Raw genomic sequence first — 17,415 nt, 5'->3', positions numbered from 1 at the left:
AAACGTCATCTCTACTGATTGGTAACCAGGGCTCTTCACGGGTTCCTCGAGCTTCACTCGGGTTCCTAATGCCGCAAACCGGGCAGAACGGTGTGGTGTAGGTCACTTATGGCCACAATCGTGTGCCTGGAGTTGCGGTGACACGGCCAGGAACGTCACCGTTTCGGCGGTCTGAACGGCCGGGTACTTGCGCGATCCGTCCCGCCCGTGTGGACTACGGCCAATGCTTCGCGCACGCGCGTGGCTGAGTTATTCCCGAAACATGATCAGGAGGCAACCCGTGAGCGCGACCGCGGACCACGCGGAGGAGCGGACGAACCCTGCCGCAAGGCTGGGGTTCCAGCCCGAGCAGGTGGTCCAGGAGATCGGCTACGACGACGACGTCGACCAGGAGCTCCGCGAGTCCATTGAGGAAGTCATCGGCAGCGAGCTGATGGACGAGGAATACGACGACGTCGCCGATGCCGTAGTGCTTTGGTTCCGCGACGACGACGGCGACCTCACCGACGTACTGGTGGACGCCACCACGTACATCGAGGAGGGCGGCTCGATCCTGCTGCTGACGCCGAAGACCGGCCGCGACGGCTACGTCGAGCCCAGCGACATCTCCGAAGCCGCGACGACGGCGGGGCTCTCCGCCTCCAAGAGCGTCAGCGTCGGCAAGGACTGGAGCGGCAGCCGGCTGGTGACGCCGAAGGCAGCCAAGTCCAAGCGGTGACCCTCCGCTAGTCATTACCGGACGGGCTGAGTTCCACTCAGCCCGTCCGTCAGTCTGTCGTGATCGCTGCGTAGGGTGTTCTCACCCGAACAGTCCACCCGAGAGGGATTCACGACGATGGCGATCCAGGCCGGCGAAAAGGCCCCCGACTTCGAGCTCAAGGACAACCACGGTGCGACCGTGAAGCTGTCGGACTTCCGCGGCAGCAAGAACGTCGTCCTGCTCTTCTACCCCTTCGCCTTCACCGGGGTGTGCACCGGCGAGCTCTGCGAGCTGCGCGACAACCTGCCGCAGTTCTCCGACCGCGACACCCAGCTGCTCGCCGTCTCCAACGACTCCATCCACACCCTGCGCGTCTTCGCCGAGCAGGAGGGCCTGGAATACCCGCTGCTCAGCGACTTCTGGCCGCACGGCGAGGTCTCGCGCGCCTACGGCGTCTTCGCCGAGGACAAGGGCTGCGCGGTCCGCGGCACCTTCGTCATCGACAAGGAGGGCGTGGTCCGCTGGACCGTCGTCAACGCCCTTCCGGACGCCCGTGACCTGAACGAGTACGTGAAGGCACTCGACACCCTGTGATTGTTAGGTTCCAAGCCCTGCGTAGGGCGGGAACCCGTCACTAGGATCGACTCGTTGATCCGGTATCAAACGCATGGCGGGGCTCCCCGCCCCTGGACACCAATGGAGGACTCGTGGGAGTCAGCCTCAGCAAGGGCGGCAACGTATCGCTGACCAAGGAGGCCCCCGGCCTGACTGCGGTCATCATCGGTCTCGGGTGGGACGTCCGCACCACGACCGGCACCGACTTCGACCTGGACGCCAGCGCGCTGCTGATCGACGGCTCGGGCAAGGTGAGCAGCGACGCGAACTTCGTCTTCTTCAACAACCTGAAGAGCCCCGACGGCTCGGTCGAGCACACCGGCGACAACATCACCGGTGAGGGCGAGGGCGACGACGAGCAGATCAAGGTCAATCTCGCGGGCGTCCCGGCCGAGATCGAGAAGATCGTCTTCCCGGTCTCGATCTACGACGCCGAGAACCGCCAGCAGTCCTTCGGCCAGGTCCGCAACGCGTTCATCCGCGTCGTGAACCAGGCCGGCGAGGCGGAGATCGCGCGCTACGACCTCTCCGAGGACGCGTCCACCGAGACGGCGATGGTCTTCGGCGAGCTGTACCGGCACGGAGCGGAGTGGAAGTTCCGCGCCATCGGCCAGGGCTACGCCTCGGGCCTGCGCGGCATCGCGCAGGACTTCGGCGTGAACGTCTGAGCCGTTCCACCCGCACCACCCACCCCCAGGTGCCCCACCGATTGCGTGCGGCGCCTGGGGGTCCCCCTCTGGGGGAGCGCAGGACCACCTAGGAAGCAGTACACGGGGAGGGACCAGCATCATGGGCGTCACGCTCGCCAAGGGAGGCAACGTCTCCCTGTCCAAGGCCGCACCCAACCTCACTCAGGTGATGGTCGGGCTCGGCTGGGACGCACGCTCCACCACCGGAGCCCCCTTCGACCTCGATGCCAGCGCATTGGTCTGCAACAGCGGACGGGTCATGGGGGACGAGTGGTTCGTCTTCTACAACCAGCTCAAGAGCCCCGACGGCTCGGTGGAGCACACCGGCGACAACCTCACCGGTGAGGGCGACGGCGACGACGAGTCGATCCTGATCGACCTCTCCAAGGTGCCGGCCCAGTGCGACAAGATCGTCTTTCCGGTCTCGATCCACGACGCCGACAACCGGGGCCAGACCTTCGGGCAGGTCAGCAACGCCTTCATCCGCGTGGTGAACCAGGCCGACGGCCAGGAACTCGCCCGCTACGACCTCAGTGAGGACGCCTCCACCGAGACCGCGATGATCTTCGGCGAGGTCTACCGGTACCAGGGCGAATGGAAGTTCCGCGCCGTCGGGCAGGGGTACGCGTCAGGCCTGCGGGGCATCGCGCTCGACTTCGGGGTCAACGTCTCGTAACGCGATATGAGCAAAAACCGGGGCCCGGTGGGGTACGGAGGGGGGCCGACTAGACTCCGCTTCAAAGTTCGGTAAAAAGCCGAGTACGGCAGCGGGGGAGACCCGTACATACAGGATTGGGTAGCCAGTGGTTCTGAAAACCTTCGGCTGGTCGTTCGCGGTCACCGCGCTCGGCCTCGTAGCGGCGGTCTTCTACGGGGGGTGGACCGGGTTCGGCATCGTGGCGATCCTCTCCATCCTCGAGATCTCGCTGTCCTTCGACAACGCGGTGGTCAACGCCGGAATCCTGAAGAAGATGAATGCCTTCTGGCAGAAGATCTTCCTCACCATCGGTGTCCTCATCGCCGTGTTCGGCATGCGACTGGTGTTCCCGGTCGTGATCGTCGCCGTCAGCGCCAAGATCGGGCCGATCGACGCGGTCGACCTCGCCCTCAACGACAAGGATCACTACCAGGAGCTCGTGACCGACGCCCACCCGTCGATCGCCGCTTTCGGTGGCATGTTCCTGCTGATGATCTTCCTCGACTTCATCTTCGAGGACCGGGACATCAAGTGGCTCGCGTGGCTGGAGCGCCCGCTCGCCAAGCTCGGCAAGGTCGACATGCTGTCGGTCTGCATCGCGCTCGTCGTCCTGCTCGTCACCGCCATGACCTTCGCCACCCATGCCCACCAGCACGGCGGCGCGCACGTCGACAAGGCAGAGACGGTTCTGCTCTCCGGTATCGCGGGTCTGATCACATACATGATCGTCGGTGGTCTCTCCGGCTACTTCGAGGACAAACTCGAAGAGGAGGAGGAACGCGAGCACGAGGAGGAGGAAGAGGCGGCACGCTCCGGCAAGCCGCGCTCGGCCGTCGCGCTCGCCGGCAAGGCCGCGTTCTTCATGTTCCTCTACCTCGAGGTCCTCGACGCGTCCTTCTCCTTCGACGGAGTGATCGGCGCCTTCGCCGTCACCAACGACATCGTGCTGATGGCGCTGGGCCTGGGCATCGGCGCCATGTACGTCCGTTCGCTGACCGTGTACCTGGTCCGCCAGGGCACCCTCGACGACTACGTCTACCTGGAGCACGGCGCCCACTACGCGATCGGTGCGCTGGCCGTGATCCTCATGATCACCATCCAGTACCAGATCCACGAGGTCATCACCGGCCTCGTCGGTGTCGTCCTGATCGCCTGGTCCTTCTGGTCCTCCGTACGCCGCAACAAGCGGCTGGCGGAAGCCGAGGGAAAAGCGGCGGGCTCGGACGAGAAGACTGAGGTCTCGTCCGGGGTGTGACCCGGCCTCGGGTGAGGAACGCTCTGAGCGGGGCGGCGTCGACTCCTCGACGCCGCCCCGTCGGTCTTTGACGTGAACGTGGGGGCGGGAACATGGGCTTCTTGGACGGACTCTGGCGCGGCCGCGCGGCCGACTTCGACTCGGGCAACGCGGCGACCAACTCGATCGTGCTGACCAAACGGCACGACCGGGTCTCCCTCAAGGAGCAGGGCGCCGAGACGGGCCATCTGCGCATCAACCTCGCCTGGCGGATGCGGACCTCCGACTTCGGCGGCTCACAGCGGGAGAGCCTGCTCAGGCACCCCTTCAGGGCGCTCAAGCCGCCCGAGGTGATGGGGCACAGCCAGAGCATGGTCAACGTCGACCTCGACCTGGGCTGCCTGTACGAGCTGGCCGACGGCACGAAGGGCGTCGTGCAGCCCCTCGGCGGGTTCTTCGGTGACGTCAACTCGGCGCCGTACGTGAAGCTCAGCGGGGACGACCGGTTCGGGTCGGCGTCCGGGGAGACGATCTACGTCAACCTCGACCACAAGGACGCCATTAAGCGGATCCTGGTGTTCGTCTACATCTACGACCAGACGCCGGCGTTCGACCGTACGCACGCGATCGTGACGCTGTATCCGAGCAACGGGCCGCGCATCGAGATAGGCCTCGACGAACGTCACCCCCAGGCCCGCTCCTGCGCCGTCGTGATGATCGAGAACGTCAAGGGCGAGATCGTCGTCCGGCGTGAGGTGAAGTTCGTCTACGGGTTCCAGGCGGAGCTGGACCGGTTGTACGGGTGGGGGTTGCAGTGGGGGCGGGGCTTCAAGACCAAGGCGGAACGCTGACACCGAGTCCTGGCCGCTTCGCCTGAGAGCTCGGGGCGCATGGTCCGACGGCGGCCGCTGGTTGATCGCGCGGTTCCCCGCGCCCCTGGGATGTTCTCGTCAGCGCCCGATGAACTGGGGGCCCTGCGGGGGCAGCCGGAAGTCAGGGTCCGGGGAGACCGTGACCGGGGTCTGGGGGTAGCCGTAGGCGGGCTGGCTGGTCGGCTGCGGGTAGCCGTACGCCGGCTGGGTCGGCGGCGGGGACTGGGGGTAGCCGTAGGACGGCTGGGGCGGGACCGCTGTCGTGGGCTGTTCCGGGGGCAGGGGCTGGGAGAACTCCGGGGCCGGCTCCTGTGCCGCCGCCTCGGACTCGTCCACCGAGATGCCGTAGTCGCCGGCCAGGCCCTTCAGGCCGTCCGAGTAGCCCTCGCCCAGGGCACGGAACTTCCAGCCGTCCCCGCGCCGGTACAGCTCCCCGCAGATCAGCGCGGTCTCGCGGCCGGTCTCCGGCTTGATGTCGAAGTAGGCCAGCGGCTCACCGTCGGCGACCGCGGCGTCGTACAGCAGGATGCGCAGGCCCTGCACGCGGTCGAAGGTGACGTCCTCCGCCGATGCGACCAGGAGAATCTGACCGACGCCGGACTCGACACCGGTGAGATCTGTCTGGATCGTGTCGGTGAGGCCCTCGGCGACACGCTTCTTGCCGAGGCGCCAGACCTTCCCGGAGGGGTGCCGGGGCTGGTTGTAGAAGACAAAGTCCTCGTCGGAGCGCACACGACCGCCGGGGCCGAGGAGCAGCGCCGAGGCGTCGACATCCGGGACCCCCTGCCCGGGCGTCCAGCGCACCACGGCGCGCACCGTGGTGACTTCGAGCGGGACGTTCGACCCCTTCAGCATGGCGTGCGTCATGCGGTCATCCTGCCCTCTCGGTCCTGGTCACGACAACGCGGGGGTGCGGGTTCCGCAAGGAAATCCGACCCGGTCGTGCGCGCCTGCGTTACTTGAAGTTCATGCCCGATGGGAACCCCTGACATGGGTTTGTACGTACTATTACCGGCCACCTGTGAACCGTTCACAGGAGGGTCCAGCCGCCACGGGGGAGTCATATGCGTCATTTCGGGCACATCGCCCCTGAGGTGCGTCAGCGCCTCTTCCACCAGGAGCCGTGCGAGTTCGACGCGGACTCCTCGGCCCGGCTGCTCTCCGCGGCCCTGGGCGCCACGCTCTACAGCCCGGCCACCAGGCCGCGGCTCGCCGACGACATCCTGAAACAGGTCGGGCGTGGCGTGGTCTCGATGGTGCTGTGCCTGGAGGACTCGATCGGCGACGAGGACGTCGTGGACGCCGAGGAGAACCTCGTACGACAGTTCACGGAGCTCGCCGAGCGGGCGGCCGATCTGCCGCTGCTCTTCATCCGGGTCCGCCACCCCGAGCAGATCCCCGACCTCGTCCAGCGGCTCGGCCCCGCGGTCCGGCTGCTGTCCGGGTTCGTGCTGCCGAAGTTCACCGAGGAACGCGGCATCCCCTTCCTGGAGGCGCTCTCCGGCGCCGAGGCGGCGAGCGGGCGGCGACTGTTCGCCATGCCGGTGCTGGAGTCGCCGGACCTGATGTACCGCGAGTCGCGGGTGGAGACCCTCGAGGGCATCGCCCGCGCGGTCGACAAGTACCGGGACCGGGTGCTGGCGCTCCGCCTCGGTGTGACCGACTTCTGCTCCTCCTACGGCCTGCGCCGGGCCCCCGACATGACCGCCTGGGACGTCCAGATCGTCGCCTCCGTGATCGCCGACGTGGTGAACATGCTGGGTCGGGCCGACGGCACCGGCTTCACGGTGACCGGGCCGGTCTGGGAGTACTTCCGCGTCCAGGAGCGCATGTTCAAGCCGCAGCTGCGCCGCAGCCCCTTCCTGGAGGGCCAGGCCGAGGAACTGCGCGAGGCGCTCATCGAGCACGCCATGGACGGGCTGCTCCGCGAGATCTCCCTCGACCAGGCAAACGGTCTGATGGGTAAGACTTGTATTCACCCCTCGCACGTGCTTCCCGTGCACGCACTGTCGGTGGTCAGTCACGAAGAGTTCAGTGACGCGGCGGACATCCTGCGCCCGGAGCGCGGCGGCGGGGGAGTGCTGCGGTCGCAGTACACGAACAAGATGAACGAGGTGAAGCCGCACCGGGCCTGGGCCGAGCGCACCATGCTGCGCGCCGAGGTGTTCGGGGTGGCCAACGAGGACATCGGCTTCGTGGAACTGCTCGCCGCCGGAATCCCCGACTGAGCCGCACAGCGGCTGGGTCGGATACACACAAGGGACGCATGAACAACGCAGTGAACAACGAGGTGCCTGGCGGGATCTGGTCCGGAACCTGGGTCGCCGAGCGGCTCGGGGTCGAACTCCTGGGCGACGACAAGCTGACCGACCTGCTGGGCCTCGCCCTGCGCCGCAACCCCAAGCGGGCCCATCTGCTGGTCTCCAACGTGCTCGGCAAGCACGTCCCGCAGTCCCCGTCCGTGGTGTACGGCCACGGCTTCGCCCTCGGCCGCAGGGTCAGGGACCTCCTGGGCGTCGAGGAGGCGGCCCGCGCGGTCGTCCTCGGCTACGCGGAGACCGCGACCGGCCTCGGCCACTCCGTCGCCGACGGCGTCGGCCTCGCCCCCTACCTCCACTCCACCCGCCGCCCGGTCGCCGGCGTGGCCACGGCGGGCGGCTTCGAGGAGTCCCACTCCCACGCCACCTCGCACCTGCTGCTCCCGGAGGACCCGGCCCTGCTGGTCGGCAACGGCCCGCTGGTCCTGGTCGACGACGAGTTCTCCACGGGCAACACGGTCCTGAACACCATCAGGGACCTGCACGACCGGTACCCGAGGGGCCGGTACGTGGTCGTGGCCCTGGTCGACATGCGCTCGACGGCGGACGCGGGGCGCCTGGAGGAGTTCGCGCGGGAGATAGGCGCGAGGGTGGACCTGGTGGCGGCGGCGTCGGGGACGGTACGGCTGCCGGACGGGGTACTGGAGAAGGGGCAAGCACTGGTCGCGGAGCACCAAGACGCCCTAGGGGCGCGGGGCTGTGTTGAATCTGCGGCTACCGCCGCGCGGGCGCGACAAGCCCCCACCGGCCCGCAGCCGACACACAACGCAACCCGAGTCGACCTGCACTGGCCCCACGGCCTCCCCGACGGCGGCCGCCACGGCTTCACCCCCCCACACCGAATACGCCTGGAAACCGCCCTCCCCGCGATGGCCGCCCGCCTGGCAGAGGCCCTCCCGGCAAACGCCCGCCGCGTCCACATCCTCGGCTTCGAAGAGCTGATGTACGCCCCCCTCAGACTCGCCCGCGAGCTGGAACAGATCACCGACGCCGAGGTCCGCTACTCCACCACCACCCGCTCACCCGTCCTGGCCGTCGACGACCCGGGCTACGCGATCCGCACCCGCATCGCCTTCCCGGCCCACGACAACCCCGCGGACGGCCCCGGCGAGCGCTACGCCTACAACATCGCCGGCGCCGACTTCGACGCGATCGTCGCGGTGATCGACTCCACCGCCGACACCGCGGAGCTGCACGCCCCCGACGGCCTGCTCGCGCAGCTGCACGCGCACACCCCGCAGGTGCTGCTCGCGGTCGTCCCCTCCTACGTCCCCGAGCCCCTGTACGTCCCCGAAAGGCCCCCGATGCTGCCCGAGCCCCTCCGCGGCCCCGCCTTCTCCTCGTACGCCCCGGAAGACGTCGGCTGGCTGCTCCAGGACCTCTCGGACGTGACCCTTGAGGCACCGACCGAGGAGCGCGAGGAGGCCATCCAGAGCGGCGGCGCGCACTACGCGGAGTCGCTGCCGGTGGAGTACCAGCCGAGCGAGCAGTACCAGCAGCTCTTCCACACCGCGCTGGACGGGTCCGCGGCGCGGCTCGCGCAGGCGGTCGGCGCGGTCACCGAGATCGTCCTCGCGGAGCGCTCGCCCCGCCCGGTCCTGGTCTCCCTCGCCCGCGCCGGCACCCCCGTCGGTGTCCTGATGCGCCGCTGGGCCCAGTTCAGGCACGGCCTGGACCTGCCGCACTACGCCGTCTCGATCGTGCGCGGCCGTGGCATCGACGCCAACGCGCTGCGCTGGCTGGCCGCCCACCACGACCCGGCCGACGTCGTGTTCGTCGACGGCTGGACCGGCAAGGGTGCCATCACCCGTGAACTGGCGGACGCCGTCAAGGAGTTCGAGGCGTCCGACGGCATCACCGGCTTCGACCCGGAGATCGCCGTACTGGCCGACCCGGGCTCGTGCGTGCAGACGTACGGCACCCGCGAGGACTTCCTCATCCCCTCCGCCTGCCTCAACTCCACGGTGTCCGGCCTGATTTCGCGCACCGTGCTGCGCGCGGACCTCGTCGGCCCGAACGACTTCCACGGCGCGAAGTTCTACCGCGAACTCGCCGGCGCCGACGTCTCGGTGGAGTTCCTCGACGCCGTCGCCGCCACCTTCCCGGAGGTCGTGGACGCGGTGGACGGCCAGACCAAGGAGCTGCTGTCGAGCGACCGCAGCCCGACCTGGGAGGGCTGGGCGGCCGTCGAGCGGATCAGCGAGGAGTACGGCATCCACGACGTGAACCTCGTCAAGCCCGGTGTCGGTGAGACCACCCGGGTGCTGCTGCGCCGGGTGCCGTGGAAGATCCTGGCGCGGGCCGGCGCGGGCGCCGACCTGGACCACGTACGCCTGCTGGCCGAACAGAGAGGTGTCCCGGTGGAAGAGGTCGACGAACTCCCGTACACCTGCGTGGGGTTGATCCACCCCAAGTACACGCGGGGCGCGACGGGCGCCGACGGCAAGGCGGTGAACGTCTGATGCCGGTGCTGGTGGCGAGTGACCTCGACCGTACGCTCATCTACTCCTCCGCGGCCCTCGCGCTGACCATGCCGGACGCGCGGGCGCCCCGGCTGCTCTGCGTCGAGGTGCACGAGAGCAAGCCGCTGTCGTACATGACGGAGACGGCCGCCGGACTGCTGGCCGACCTCGGCGACGCGGCGGTGTTCGTGCCGACGACCACGCGGACCCGGAAGCAGTACCAGCGCATCAACCTGCCGGGCCCGCCCCCGAAGTACGCGATCTGCGCCAACGGCGGGCATCTGCTGGTGGACGGTGTGACGGACGCGGACTGGCACGCGCGCGTGCAGGCCCGGCTGGCCGACGAGTGCGCGCCCCTGGACGAGGTGCGCGAGCACCTGCTGCGGACGGCCGACCCCGTGTGGGTGCGCAAGCACCGGGTCGCCGAGGACCTCTTCGCCTACCTCGTCGTCGAGCGTGAACTGCTGACCGAGGACTGGGTGAAGGAGCTCGCGGTGTGGGCGGAGAACCGCGGCTGGACGGTCTCGCTCCAGGGCCGCAAGATCTACGCCGTCCCGAAGCCGCTGACCAAGAGCGCCGCCATGCACGAGGTCGCCCGCCGCACCGGCGCGGAGCTGACGCTGGCCGCCGGTGACTCCCTCCTCGACGCCGACCTGCTGCTCGCCGCGGACCAGGCCTGGCGGCCGGGCCACGGTGAGCTGGCCGACGAGGACTTCACCGCTCCGACGATCAGCGCGCTGCCGGAGCGGGGCGTGCTGGCGGGGGAGCGGATCCTGCGGGAGTTCCTCAGGGCGACTCGGACACCTCGCTAGACGTGGGCCGCCGCAGCAGTCGTACGGCCAGGAAGGTCACGACTGCTACGGCGGCGAGCGCGAGGACGATCTTCGAGTACGTGGACACCACGTCGGTGACCTGGGTCCAGTTGGCGCCCAGCGTGTAGCCCGCCATCACGAACGCCGTGTTCCACAGCGCGCTGCCCAGCGTGGTCAGGCCGAGGAAGACGGGCAGCGGCATGCGCTCGACGCCGGCCGGGACCGAGATCAGACTGCGGAAGATCGGGATCATCCGGCCGAAGAAGATCGCCTTGGTGCCGTGCCGCAGGAACCAGGCCTCGGTCTTCTCGATGTCGCTGGTCTTCACCAGCGGCAGCCGCGCCGCGATCGCCACCGTCCGGTCACGGCCGAGCAGCGCGCCGACGCCGTACAGGGCGAGCGCGCCGATCACCGAACCGGCGGTCGTCCACAGCAGGGCGGCCCACAGGTTCATCTGCCCGGTGCTCGCCGCGAACCCCGCGAGCGGCAGGATGACCTCGCTGGGCAGCGGTGGGAAGAGGTTCTCCAGGGCGATGGCCAGGCCGGCGCCGGGCGCGCCGAGCGTGTCCATGAGTCCGTTGATCCACTGCGGTGCGGCTGTCATGCCGCCCACGGTAGGAAACCGCAGCTGAAGGTTTCCTGAAGCCGCTGTCCGTCAGCCGCAGCAGCCCCCGCCGCAGCAACCGCCGCCGCCTCCGCCGGAGCGGGGCGCCTGGGCCGGAGCGGAGGCCGAGCCGCCGACGGCCACCGTCGACAGGAGCTTCACGGTGTCGTCGTGGCCGGCCGGGCAGTCCGCGGGGGCGGCGGACTCCGCCATCGGACGGCTCAGTTCGAACGTGTCGCCGCAGGTCCGGCAGCGGTACTCGTAGCGAGGCATGCGCACAGGTTAACCGGCGGCGGCCGACGGCTGTAGAGGCGTCAGTGCCCCGCCCCGCGCTCCTCCCGGATCTGCGACACCACCCGCGCCACCGTCTGCCGCACCGCCTCCGTCTCCGTGAGGAAGTGCCAGTAGTCCGGGTGGCGGCCCTCCAGCGTGCCGATCGCCCGCTCCAGCCGGGCCACGGAGTCGTCCAGGGGGCGGGCGTGACGCGGATCGGGGGTGTTCCGGCCCGTCATGGCCAGCCGCTGCGCGTCGCGGATCGCGAACCGCGTCCGGTCGATCTCCTGCTGGGGGTCCTTCTGTACGGCGTTCAGGCGCCGCAGCCGGTCGCCCGCCGCGGAGACGGACTCGTCGGTGCTGTTCAGCAGGGCTCGTACGGTCGACAGCAGGGCGGTCGCGTCCGGCCAGCGCTGCTCGTCGCGGGCGGCGCGGGCCTCCGTGAGCTTGCGCTCGGCCTGGCGTACGTTCTCCGTGGCCTGGTCCGGGACCTGCTGGAGGTCCTGCCAGCAGGCCGCGGTGAAGCGCCGCCGCAGCTCGCTCAGGACCGGGTCGACCTGGCCCGCGCGGGTGGTGAGGGCCTGGGCGCGGGTGCGCAGGGAGACGAGCCGGTGGTCGATCTCGGCGGCCTTCTCGGGCAGCCGCTCGGACTCGACCCGGACCGCCTCGGCCTCCCGGGCGACGCGCTCGGCGCGCTCCAGGGTGTCCGGGACGCCGTGCTGCCCGGCGCCCTGGTTCAGCTTGGTCAGTTCGGGGCCGAGGGCGGCGAGCCGGGCGGCGAGGTCGTCGGCCTTCAGGCCCGACTGCCGTACGGCGTCAAGGGCGTTGGAGGCGGCCAGCAGTCCCTGCCTGGCCCGTTCGACGGCGGGAGCGAGGCGGGCCAGCTGGGTCTCGGCCTTGCCGAGGAGCGGACCGAGGCTGTCGCCGAAACGGTCCAGCTCCCGCTTGACGTTGGCGAGCTCGTCCTTGGCCTTGGTGAGCTCGGTGCGTGCGCGTACGGCGACCGACGCCTCCAGGTCGTCACGGTCGAGGTCGTGCGCGTCGACGGCCTCGATGTACTGGTGACTGGCCTCGTCGATCCGCCTGCTGATCGCCTCGAAGTCGGCGACCGCGCGCCGGGCGGCGGGGGAGTCGTCGACCGCGGTGATCGTCTCTATCGAGATCCGCAGATCGCGCTGGGCGGTGTCGAGCTCGTAGAACGCGGCCGCGGCGGCGTCCTTCGCGGCCTGCGCCTCGGCCCGCTGGCTCTCGGAGCGCCCCCCGAACCAGCGCCGGGTGCCGCCGCCGGCGAACGCGGCCGGCAGCGCGAGGGCGGCGACCAGTGGCAGGGCGATGAGAGTGAGCGTGTCGCGCAGCGCATGATGTGCGCGCGGCTTCGACGGCGAGTACGGCTGCGCTGGTGTCGCCGTCACATCCCTCTCCCGTGCTGTGTCCGTCCTGGCCCGGTGTCATTCTCCCACCGGTTAAGGACGAACACACGGGCCCGTTAGTTCGCGGTCCGGACCGTGACTTTGCCGTCGCCGGTGCGGGCGGTGATGACATGGGAGCTGGAGTCGGCCCGCGGCACGGACACATCCACCCCGCCGTCGCCGGTCTGGGTGGTCACCCTGTACGTGGCTTCGGGGACGTCGATGGTCACGGAGCCGTCGCCGCTCCTGGACTCCACGCGGTCCGGGACGGCGCCCAGTTCGAGGTGGACGGAGCCGTCGCCGGTCTGGGAGCGCACGTCGCGCGAGGTGACGTCGGCGCGCACGGACCCGTCGCCGGTCTTCAGGTCGAGCGGCCCGCTGGAGTCGGTGACATGCACCGATCCATCACCCGTACGAATGCTCAGCGCGTCCTCGAATCCCCTGGCCCGCACACTCCCGTCCCCGTCCTCGACCTTCACGGAGACACCGCGCGGGACCTCGATGCGGTGCTTGGCCGCGCAGTCGGCGACCACGCCGGTGCACTTCATCCGCAGCTTCAGCGTGTCGTCCGTCATCGACCAGGTGACCTTCGGGTCCTTGCCGAGGGCGACCGTGCCCTGGAACCAGCGGGTGACCTCGATCCGGCCCGCCTTGTTGTCGTCGGCGGCGATGATCTCCAGCGCCGAGTCGTCGGAGTCGATGGTCAGCGTCTTCCCCTCCAGCGCGAACGACCGCTGGTCCGGATCCTTGTCGTCCCCGGCGGAGGCACCGCAGGCGCTGACGCCCGCGATGAGAACGACGGCGCTTGCGGCGAGGACCATGCGAGCGGTGGCGGTGCGTGCCATTGGGATCTCCCCCTGAGCCAGAATGATGAGGCTCTTCGACCGTACGGAGCGGGGCGCCGCCGCGGGATCCGGGACGCTCCCGGATCCGGGGTGGGGAAAACCCCCGGGTCGACCCTGAGATCCGGCTCCCGCGATACGCGTTTGCAGGACACGGCCCCGGGCAAGGTAGTCTGTCGACTCGTCCTGAGCGCGGATGTTCGGGACCCGGGTGCGTAGCTCAGGGGTAGAGCGCCTGCCTTACAAGCAGGATGTCGGCGGTTCGAAACCGTCCGCGCCCACCATGTGTACGGCCCCTCGGAGTGATCTCCGGGGGGCCGTTTCCGTGCTCGGAGTCCGCTAAGAGTCCACATCCGCGTGCTTCAGCTTCATACGGGCGTCCACGCGTTCGCCGCCCGTGACCTCCGCCCAGAAGCGGTGGCCGGTGATGAAGACGGCGAGTTCGTGTTCGCGCTGTCTGAGCTTTTCGACCTCGGCCTGTTCGTCGGGTGTCCAGCCGGGGGAGGCGGGGCGTTCCACCTTGCGCCAGCCTGCGGTGTCGCTGAAGCCGTCCAGAGGCTCGACCGACCAGGGCAGCCGCTTGAGCAGGGCCGACAGCTCGGCCCGGACCTGATGCAGCTCCTCCTGACCGGCGAGGAGGTCACTCGGAAAGTCGTAGGTCGTAGCCACGGCGCAATGCTACGCCTGTTCGATTTAGGGGTGCGAGTTTCTGGGGGTAGTTCATGTGTTCGGGCGAAGGGGATCTGAGAAGATCACCGGAACCGTACGAGCGCAGGGGTAGGGGACATGACCGTTCTGGTGTTGGCGGGCGTTCTGGCGCTCGCCGTCTTCGGGTGTGTGTGCGTGGTGTGGGCGGAGCGCGGCGGACCGACCTGGGTCCGCGCCGTGGCGGCCGTGACGGTCGGCCTGGGCAAGATGCTGGAGAGCTCGGGGAAGAAGAGGGGCGGGGGCTCGTCGTCCGGCGGCGACGACTGACGAACTCGTCGCCGCCGTGGGAAACGGCCCCGCGCCCCTGACGTCAGTGACCGGCGTCCCTCAACTCCCGTACCAGGCGCGTCGCCACCGGAACCGGTACCCCGTGATGGGCCGCCGCGCGGAGCAACGCGTCGCCGATCGCGTCCAGTTCGAGGGGGCGGCCGGCCTCGGCGTCGCGTTGCATGGAGGACTTGGTCTGCGGAGGGAACGCGTCGTAGCGGGCCAGGGCCTGGGCCGGGTCCGTCGGGGCGCCAGAGGCACGGCTCACCGCGGCCGTCTCCTCGACCAGTGCCGTCAGTTCCTCGCGGTGGCGGGTGCGTACGTCGCCCAGGGGGAGCGCGTACCGCGTGGTGAGGAGGGCGAGCGGGGCCAGGAACGACATCTTGGCCCACAGCGCCGCCGTCTCGTCCGCCAGCACCCGGGTGGTCGGGCCGGCAGTGCCCAGAGCGTCCGCCAGCGTCTCCAGGCGCTCCTTCGCCACCCCGTCGCCGGTCAGGTCGATCTCCGCGAACGGGCTGCCGTGCACGATCTCGCCCGCTGCCACCCGCGTCGACTCCACCCGGATCACCGCCGGGGCCACCACGTCCTCGCGATAGCGGGCCCGCAGCGTCGCCGGATGCTCCACACCGTTCAGGAACGGCACCAGAAGCGCGTCGCCCAGCGCGGCGGGCGGAACGCGGTCCAGGGCGGCCTCGAGTGCCGTGTGCTTCACCGCGACCAGGCAGACGTCCACCGGCACCCGCAGCTCGGTGTCCGCCTCCACCTCGGCCGTGAAGTCCCCGAACAGACCGCTGCGGACCCGGATCCCGGACGCCCGCAGGGTCGCGGCCGTCTCGTCCCCGGCCAGGCAGATCACCCGGTGCCCGGCCCGCGACAGCAGTCCGGCGAGCAGGCCGCCGATGCCGCCCGGGCCCAGCACGGCCACGGTCAGTTTCTCGTCGTGCGTCATCACGCGAAGTCCCTTCGTCGGTCGGCCCCTTGAGTGGTGGCCGCCTCGGAACGGATCATCGCAGACGTCACAGTCGTACGGACTCCCCGGGCGCCAACAGGTGCAGCCGCTCCGTCAGTCCGGCCTCCACGAAGGCCTTCGTCAGCGTCGGTCCGTCCTGTGTGAAGTGACCCCAGTGCTCGAAGTGCAGCGGTACGACATGCGGGGCACCCAGGATCTTCGCCGCCTCCGCAGCCTGCTCGCTGGTCAGGGTCAGCGTCGCGTCCGGTACGAGGGGAGTGCGTGCCGCGCCCGCGAACAGCAGCGCCACGTCGAAGGGGCCCTCGCGGTCGGCGATCTCCCGGACCCGGTCGAGAGAGGCGTTGTCGCCGCTGACGTACACCTTGGGCAGGCCCTCCCCGGACAGTACGAAGCCGGTGACCTCGCCGACGAAGGGCTCGGAGCCCTCGGGTCCGTGCAGGGCGGGGACAGCGGTGACGCGTACGCCGCCCACCTCGGCGCTCTCCCACGCGGGCAGGGCGCGGACGGGGGCGCCCAGGCGGTCGTGGGCGGAGGCCGTCGACAGGGCGAGGGGGACACCGGCGAGGTAGGCGCGGCCCGCGGTGTCCAGGTTGTCGGGGTGCTGGTCGTGGGAGAGCAGGACCGCGTCCACCGGGCCGAGGTCCGCCGCCGAGGTCACCGGGCCCGTCGTCTTCACCAGCGCGCGGGAGCCGATGGGGTACTCGCCGGGCGCGTCGAAGGTCGGGTCGGTGAGGAGACGCAGGCCCCCGAGAGACAGAACGGCGGTCGGGCCGCCGACGTAGGAGATCTCCACTGTCGTCATGCTCCACACAATTCCGCGGACGCCCGGCGCTATTCCCCGGCCGGGGCGAGACTGGGGGTATGTGCCGCAGCATCAAGACCCTTCGCCCGCCCGCGTTGCCCGAGGAGGCGACGGAGGACGAGATCCGTGCCGCCGCCCTCCAGTACGTACGAAAGGTGTCCGGCTTCCGGGCACCGGCCGCACACAACAAGGAGGTCTTCGAGCGGGCGGTAGCCGCGGTGGCCGAGGCCACGGCCGAGCTATTGGCCGACCTCGAGGTCCGAGGCACCGCCGCGCAACGCGCCGGGTAGCCGGTCAGCCGGGCCGTCGGCGGCTCGGCAATCGGCGGATCCGCCTCACACCCGCCGATCCCTCACGCCATGAGTCGGCGGGCGCGCGGCGCTATGCCGGCTGGCGGCGCATCACGAATGCCGCTCCGGCCCCCGCGGCGAACAGGGCCAGTACCGAGACGCCGGTGGCCAGCCATGTCGTGCCCAGCCACTGGGCGCCGTAGTAGCCGAGGGCGACGCTGTACGCCGCCCAGGCCAGGCCCGCGAGGGCGGACCAGGGGAGGAACTCCCGGACGCGGCGGTGGGCGGCGCCCGCGACGAAGGAGACCACCGAGCGGCCGGCCGGTGCGAAGCGGGCGAGGACGACCAGGGGGCCGCCGCCGTGGGCGAGGGCGGAGCCGAGACGTTCCTGCGCCGAGGTGAGGCGGCGGGAGCGGGCGATGGCCCGGTCCAGGCGGGCGCCGCCGCGCCAGGCCAGCCGGTACGCGACCAGATCGCCGAGCACCGAGGCCGTCGCGGCGACCAGGGTGAGCAGCAGAAGGTCGGGGACCTCGCCGGGGACCTTGCCGGTCGCCGCTCCGGTGCCCGCAGCCGCTGCCGTGGCGGCCGTGATGACCAGAACGCCGCTCGGCAGGACCGGCAGGAACACGTCCAGCAGCACTGACGCGGCCACCATCGCGTAGATGATTCCTGGGCTGCCTGTCAGCAGGCCCGTACTCCCGAGACTCTCGAACACCGTCACTCCCCGTTTTCCCCCGTAACAGCCCTACAGCGTACGCCCGAGGTGTGACAGGAGATTCATGGGGGGCGCGTGTGTTCGGCACAGCATGTTCACCCGGCCGACACGTCCCGGCGCCCGCCCCCACGCGGGG

Annotated in this window: 20 protein-coding genes and 1 tRNA gene; 12 read left to right on the top strand and 9 right to left on the bottom strand. The window is 70.0% G+C overall.

Features of this window, described 5'->3' with window-relative positions; genetic code table 11:
* Window positions 1-280 precede the first annotated feature (280 nt).
* The 6 genes from ACWD3I_RS10285 (at window position 281) to ACWD3I_RS10260 (ending at window position 4,786) form a co-directional block, all read left to right on the top strand.
* Complete coding sequence (locus ACWD3I_RS10285; protein ID WP_046259140.1) at window positions 281-718, top strand: DUF3052 domain-containing protein; 438 nt, start codon at window positions 281-283, stop codon at window positions 716-718.
* A 117-nt stretch (window positions 719-835) separates the two neighbouring features.
* Window positions 836-1,294 (top strand): peroxiredoxin, encoded by a 459-nt coding sequence (locus ACWD3I_RS10280; RefSeq protein WP_046259139.1) that lies wholly within the window; start codon window positions 836-838, stop codon window positions 1,292-1,294.
* Window positions 1,295-1,407: 113 nt separating this feature from the next.
* Window positions 1,408-1,983, top strand: coding sequence for a TerD family protein (locus tag ACWD3I_RS10275; RefSeq protein WP_046259138.1), 576 nt, complete (start codon window positions 1,408-1,410; stop codon window positions 1,981-1,983).
* A 121-nt stretch (window positions 1,984-2,104) separates the two neighbouring features.
* Window positions 2,105-2,680: a TerD family protein gene (locus ACWD3I_RS10270; protein WP_365398342.1), complete on the top strand. Its 576-nt coding sequence runs from the start codon at window positions 2,105-2,107 to the stop codon at window positions 2,678-2,680.
* 127 nt (window positions 2,681-2,807) lie between these two features.
* On the top strand, window positions 2,808-3,956 hold the full coding sequence (locus tag ACWD3I_RS10265; protein ID WP_365398339.1) for a DUF475 domain-containing protein: 1,149 nt from the start codon (window positions 2,808-2,810) through the stop codon (window positions 3,954-3,956).
* Window positions 3,957-4,048: 92 nt separating this feature from the next.
* Entirely contained in the window at window positions 4,049-4,786 is a 738-nt protein-coding gene (locus ACWD3I_RS10260; protein WP_365398337.1) for a TerD family protein, read from the top strand.
* A gap of 99 nt (window positions 4,787-4,885) precedes the next feature.
* Here ACWD3I_RS10260 and ACWD3I_RS10255 read toward each other — a convergent pair whose 3' ends face one another.
* Entirely contained in the window at window positions 4,886-5,674 is a 789-nt protein-coding gene (locus ACWD3I_RS10255) for a TerD family protein (protein ID WP_365398334.1), read from the bottom strand.
* Window positions 5,675-5,871: 197 nt separating this feature from the next.
* On the opposite strand from ACWD3I_RS10255, the gene ACWD3I_RS10250 reads away from it, so the two are divergent.
* The 3 genes from ACWD3I_RS10250 to ACWD3I_RS10240 are packed head-to-tail and all read left to right on the top strand — an operon-like array spanning window position 5,872 to window position 10,399.
* On the top strand, window positions 5,872-7,035 hold the full coding sequence (locus tag ACWD3I_RS10250; RefSeq protein ID WP_365398331.1) for an HpcH/HpaI aldolase/citrate lyase family protein: 1,164 nt from the start codon (window positions 5,872-5,874) through the stop codon (window positions 7,033-7,035).
* Between the two features lie 38 nt (window positions 7,036-7,073).
* Window positions 7,074-9,587, top strand: a complete 2,514-nt coding sequence (locus tag ACWD3I_RS10245) for a phosphoribosyltransferase (RefSeq protein WP_365398328.1) — start codon at window positions 7,074-7,076, stop codon at window positions 9,585-9,587.
* Window positions 9,587-10,399 (top strand): HAD family hydrolase, encoded by an 813-nt coding sequence (locus tag ACWD3I_RS10240; protein WP_365398325.1) that lies wholly within the window; start codon window positions 9,587-9,589, stop codon window positions 10,397-10,399. Before ACWD3I_RS10245 ends, ACWD3I_RS10240 begins: the two co-directional genes overlap by 1 nt.
* Here ACWD3I_RS10240 and ACWD3I_RS10235 read toward each other — a convergent pair.
* From ACWD3I_RS10235 to ACWD3I_RS10220, 4 genes are all read right to left on the bottom strand, one after another.
* On the bottom strand, window positions 10,374-11,003 hold the full coding sequence (locus tag ACWD3I_RS10235) for a DedA family protein (RefSeq protein WP_365398322.1): 630 nt from the start codon (window positions 11,001-11,003) through the stop codon (window positions 10,374-10,376). The genes ACWD3I_RS10240 and ACWD3I_RS10235 overlap by 26 nt on opposite strands.
* 51 nt (window positions 11,004-11,054) lie before the next feature.
* The gene (locus tag ACWD3I_RS10230) at window positions 11,055-11,276 is read right to left on the bottom strand and encodes an FmdB family zinc ribbon protein (protein ID WP_046259209.1); all 222 of its coding nucleotides are present in this window, start codon (window positions 11,274-11,276) and stop codon (window positions 11,055-11,057) included.
* 41 nt (window positions 11,277-11,317) lie between these two features.
* A complete protein-coding gene (locus tag ACWD3I_RS10225; protein ID WP_365398318.1) occupies window positions 11,318-12,688 on the bottom strand; it encodes a hypothetical protein in 1,371 nt (456 codons plus the stop codon).
* A gap of 74 nt (window positions 12,689-12,762) precedes the next feature.
* Window positions 12,763-13,530, bottom strand: a complete 768-nt coding sequence (locus ACWD3I_RS10220) for a DUF4097 family beta strand repeat-containing protein (RefSeq protein ID WP_365398315.1) — start codon at window positions 13,528-13,530, stop codon at window positions 12,763-12,765.
* Between the two features lie 206 nt (window positions 13,531-13,736).
* Here ACWD3I_RS10220 and ACWD3I_RS10215 point away from each other — a divergent pair.
* Window positions 13,737-13,811, top strand: a tRNA-Val gene (locus ACWD3I_RS10215).
* Between the two features lie 55 nt (window positions 13,812-13,866).
* On the opposite strand, the gene ACWD3I_RS10210 is transcribed toward ACWD3I_RS10215, so the two are convergent.
* On the bottom strand, window positions 13,867-14,196 hold the full coding sequence (locus ACWD3I_RS10210) for a hypothetical protein (RefSeq protein WP_365398312.1): 330 nt from the start codon (window positions 14,194-14,196) through the stop codon (window positions 13,867-13,869).
* A 117-nt stretch (window positions 14,197-14,313) separates the two neighbouring features.
* Between ACWD3I_RS10210 and ACWD3I_RS10205 the strand changes: the two genes are divergently transcribed.
* Window positions 14,314-14,502 carry a hypothetical protein gene (locus ACWD3I_RS10205; protein WP_365398309.1) on the top strand — a complete coding sequence of 63 codons (189 nt, stop codon included), beginning with the start codon at window positions 14,314-14,316 and terminating at the stop codon, window positions 14,500-14,502.
* Window positions 14,503-14,545: 43 nt separating this feature from the next.
* Here ACWD3I_RS10205 and ACWD3I_RS10200 read toward each other — a convergent pair whose 3' ends face one another.
* Both ACWD3I_RS10200 and ACWD3I_RS10195 read right to left on the bottom strand, forming a co-directional pair.
* Complete coding sequence (locus tag ACWD3I_RS10200; RefSeq protein WP_365398306.1) at window positions 14,546-15,451, bottom strand: ketopantoate reductase family protein; 906 nt, start codon at window positions 15,449-15,451, stop codon at window positions 14,546-14,548.
* Window positions 15,452-15,518: 67 nt separating this feature from the next.
* Window positions 15,519-16,274, bottom strand: coding sequence for an MBL fold metallo-hydrolase (locus ACWD3I_RS10195; RefSeq protein ID WP_365398303.1), 756 nt, complete (start codon window positions 16,272-16,274; stop codon window positions 15,519-15,521).
* Window positions 16,275-16,333: 59 nt separating this feature from the next.
* Here ACWD3I_RS10195 and ACWD3I_RS10190 point away from each other — a divergent pair, with 59 nt between their 5' ends.
* Window positions 16,334-16,564, top strand: a complete 231-nt coding sequence (locus ACWD3I_RS10190) for a DUF2277 domain-containing protein (protein ID WP_266893094.1) — start codon at window positions 16,334-16,336, stop codon at window positions 16,562-16,564.
* A 91-nt stretch (window positions 16,565-16,655) separates the two neighbouring features.
* Here ACWD3I_RS10190 and ACWD3I_RS10185 read toward each other — a convergent pair whose 3' ends face one another.
* Window positions 16,656-17,279 (bottom strand): DedA family protein, encoded by a 624-nt coding sequence (locus ACWD3I_RS10185; RefSeq protein WP_365398299.1) that lies wholly within the window; start codon window positions 17,277-17,279, stop codon window positions 16,656-16,658.
* Window positions 17,280-17,415 lie beyond the last annotated feature (136 nt).

This window comes from Streptomyces sp. NPDC002817, from assembly GCF_053592055.1.
Note: the sequence above shows the minus strand (reverse complement) of the source record. Positions and strands in the feature narration are given on the sequence as shown.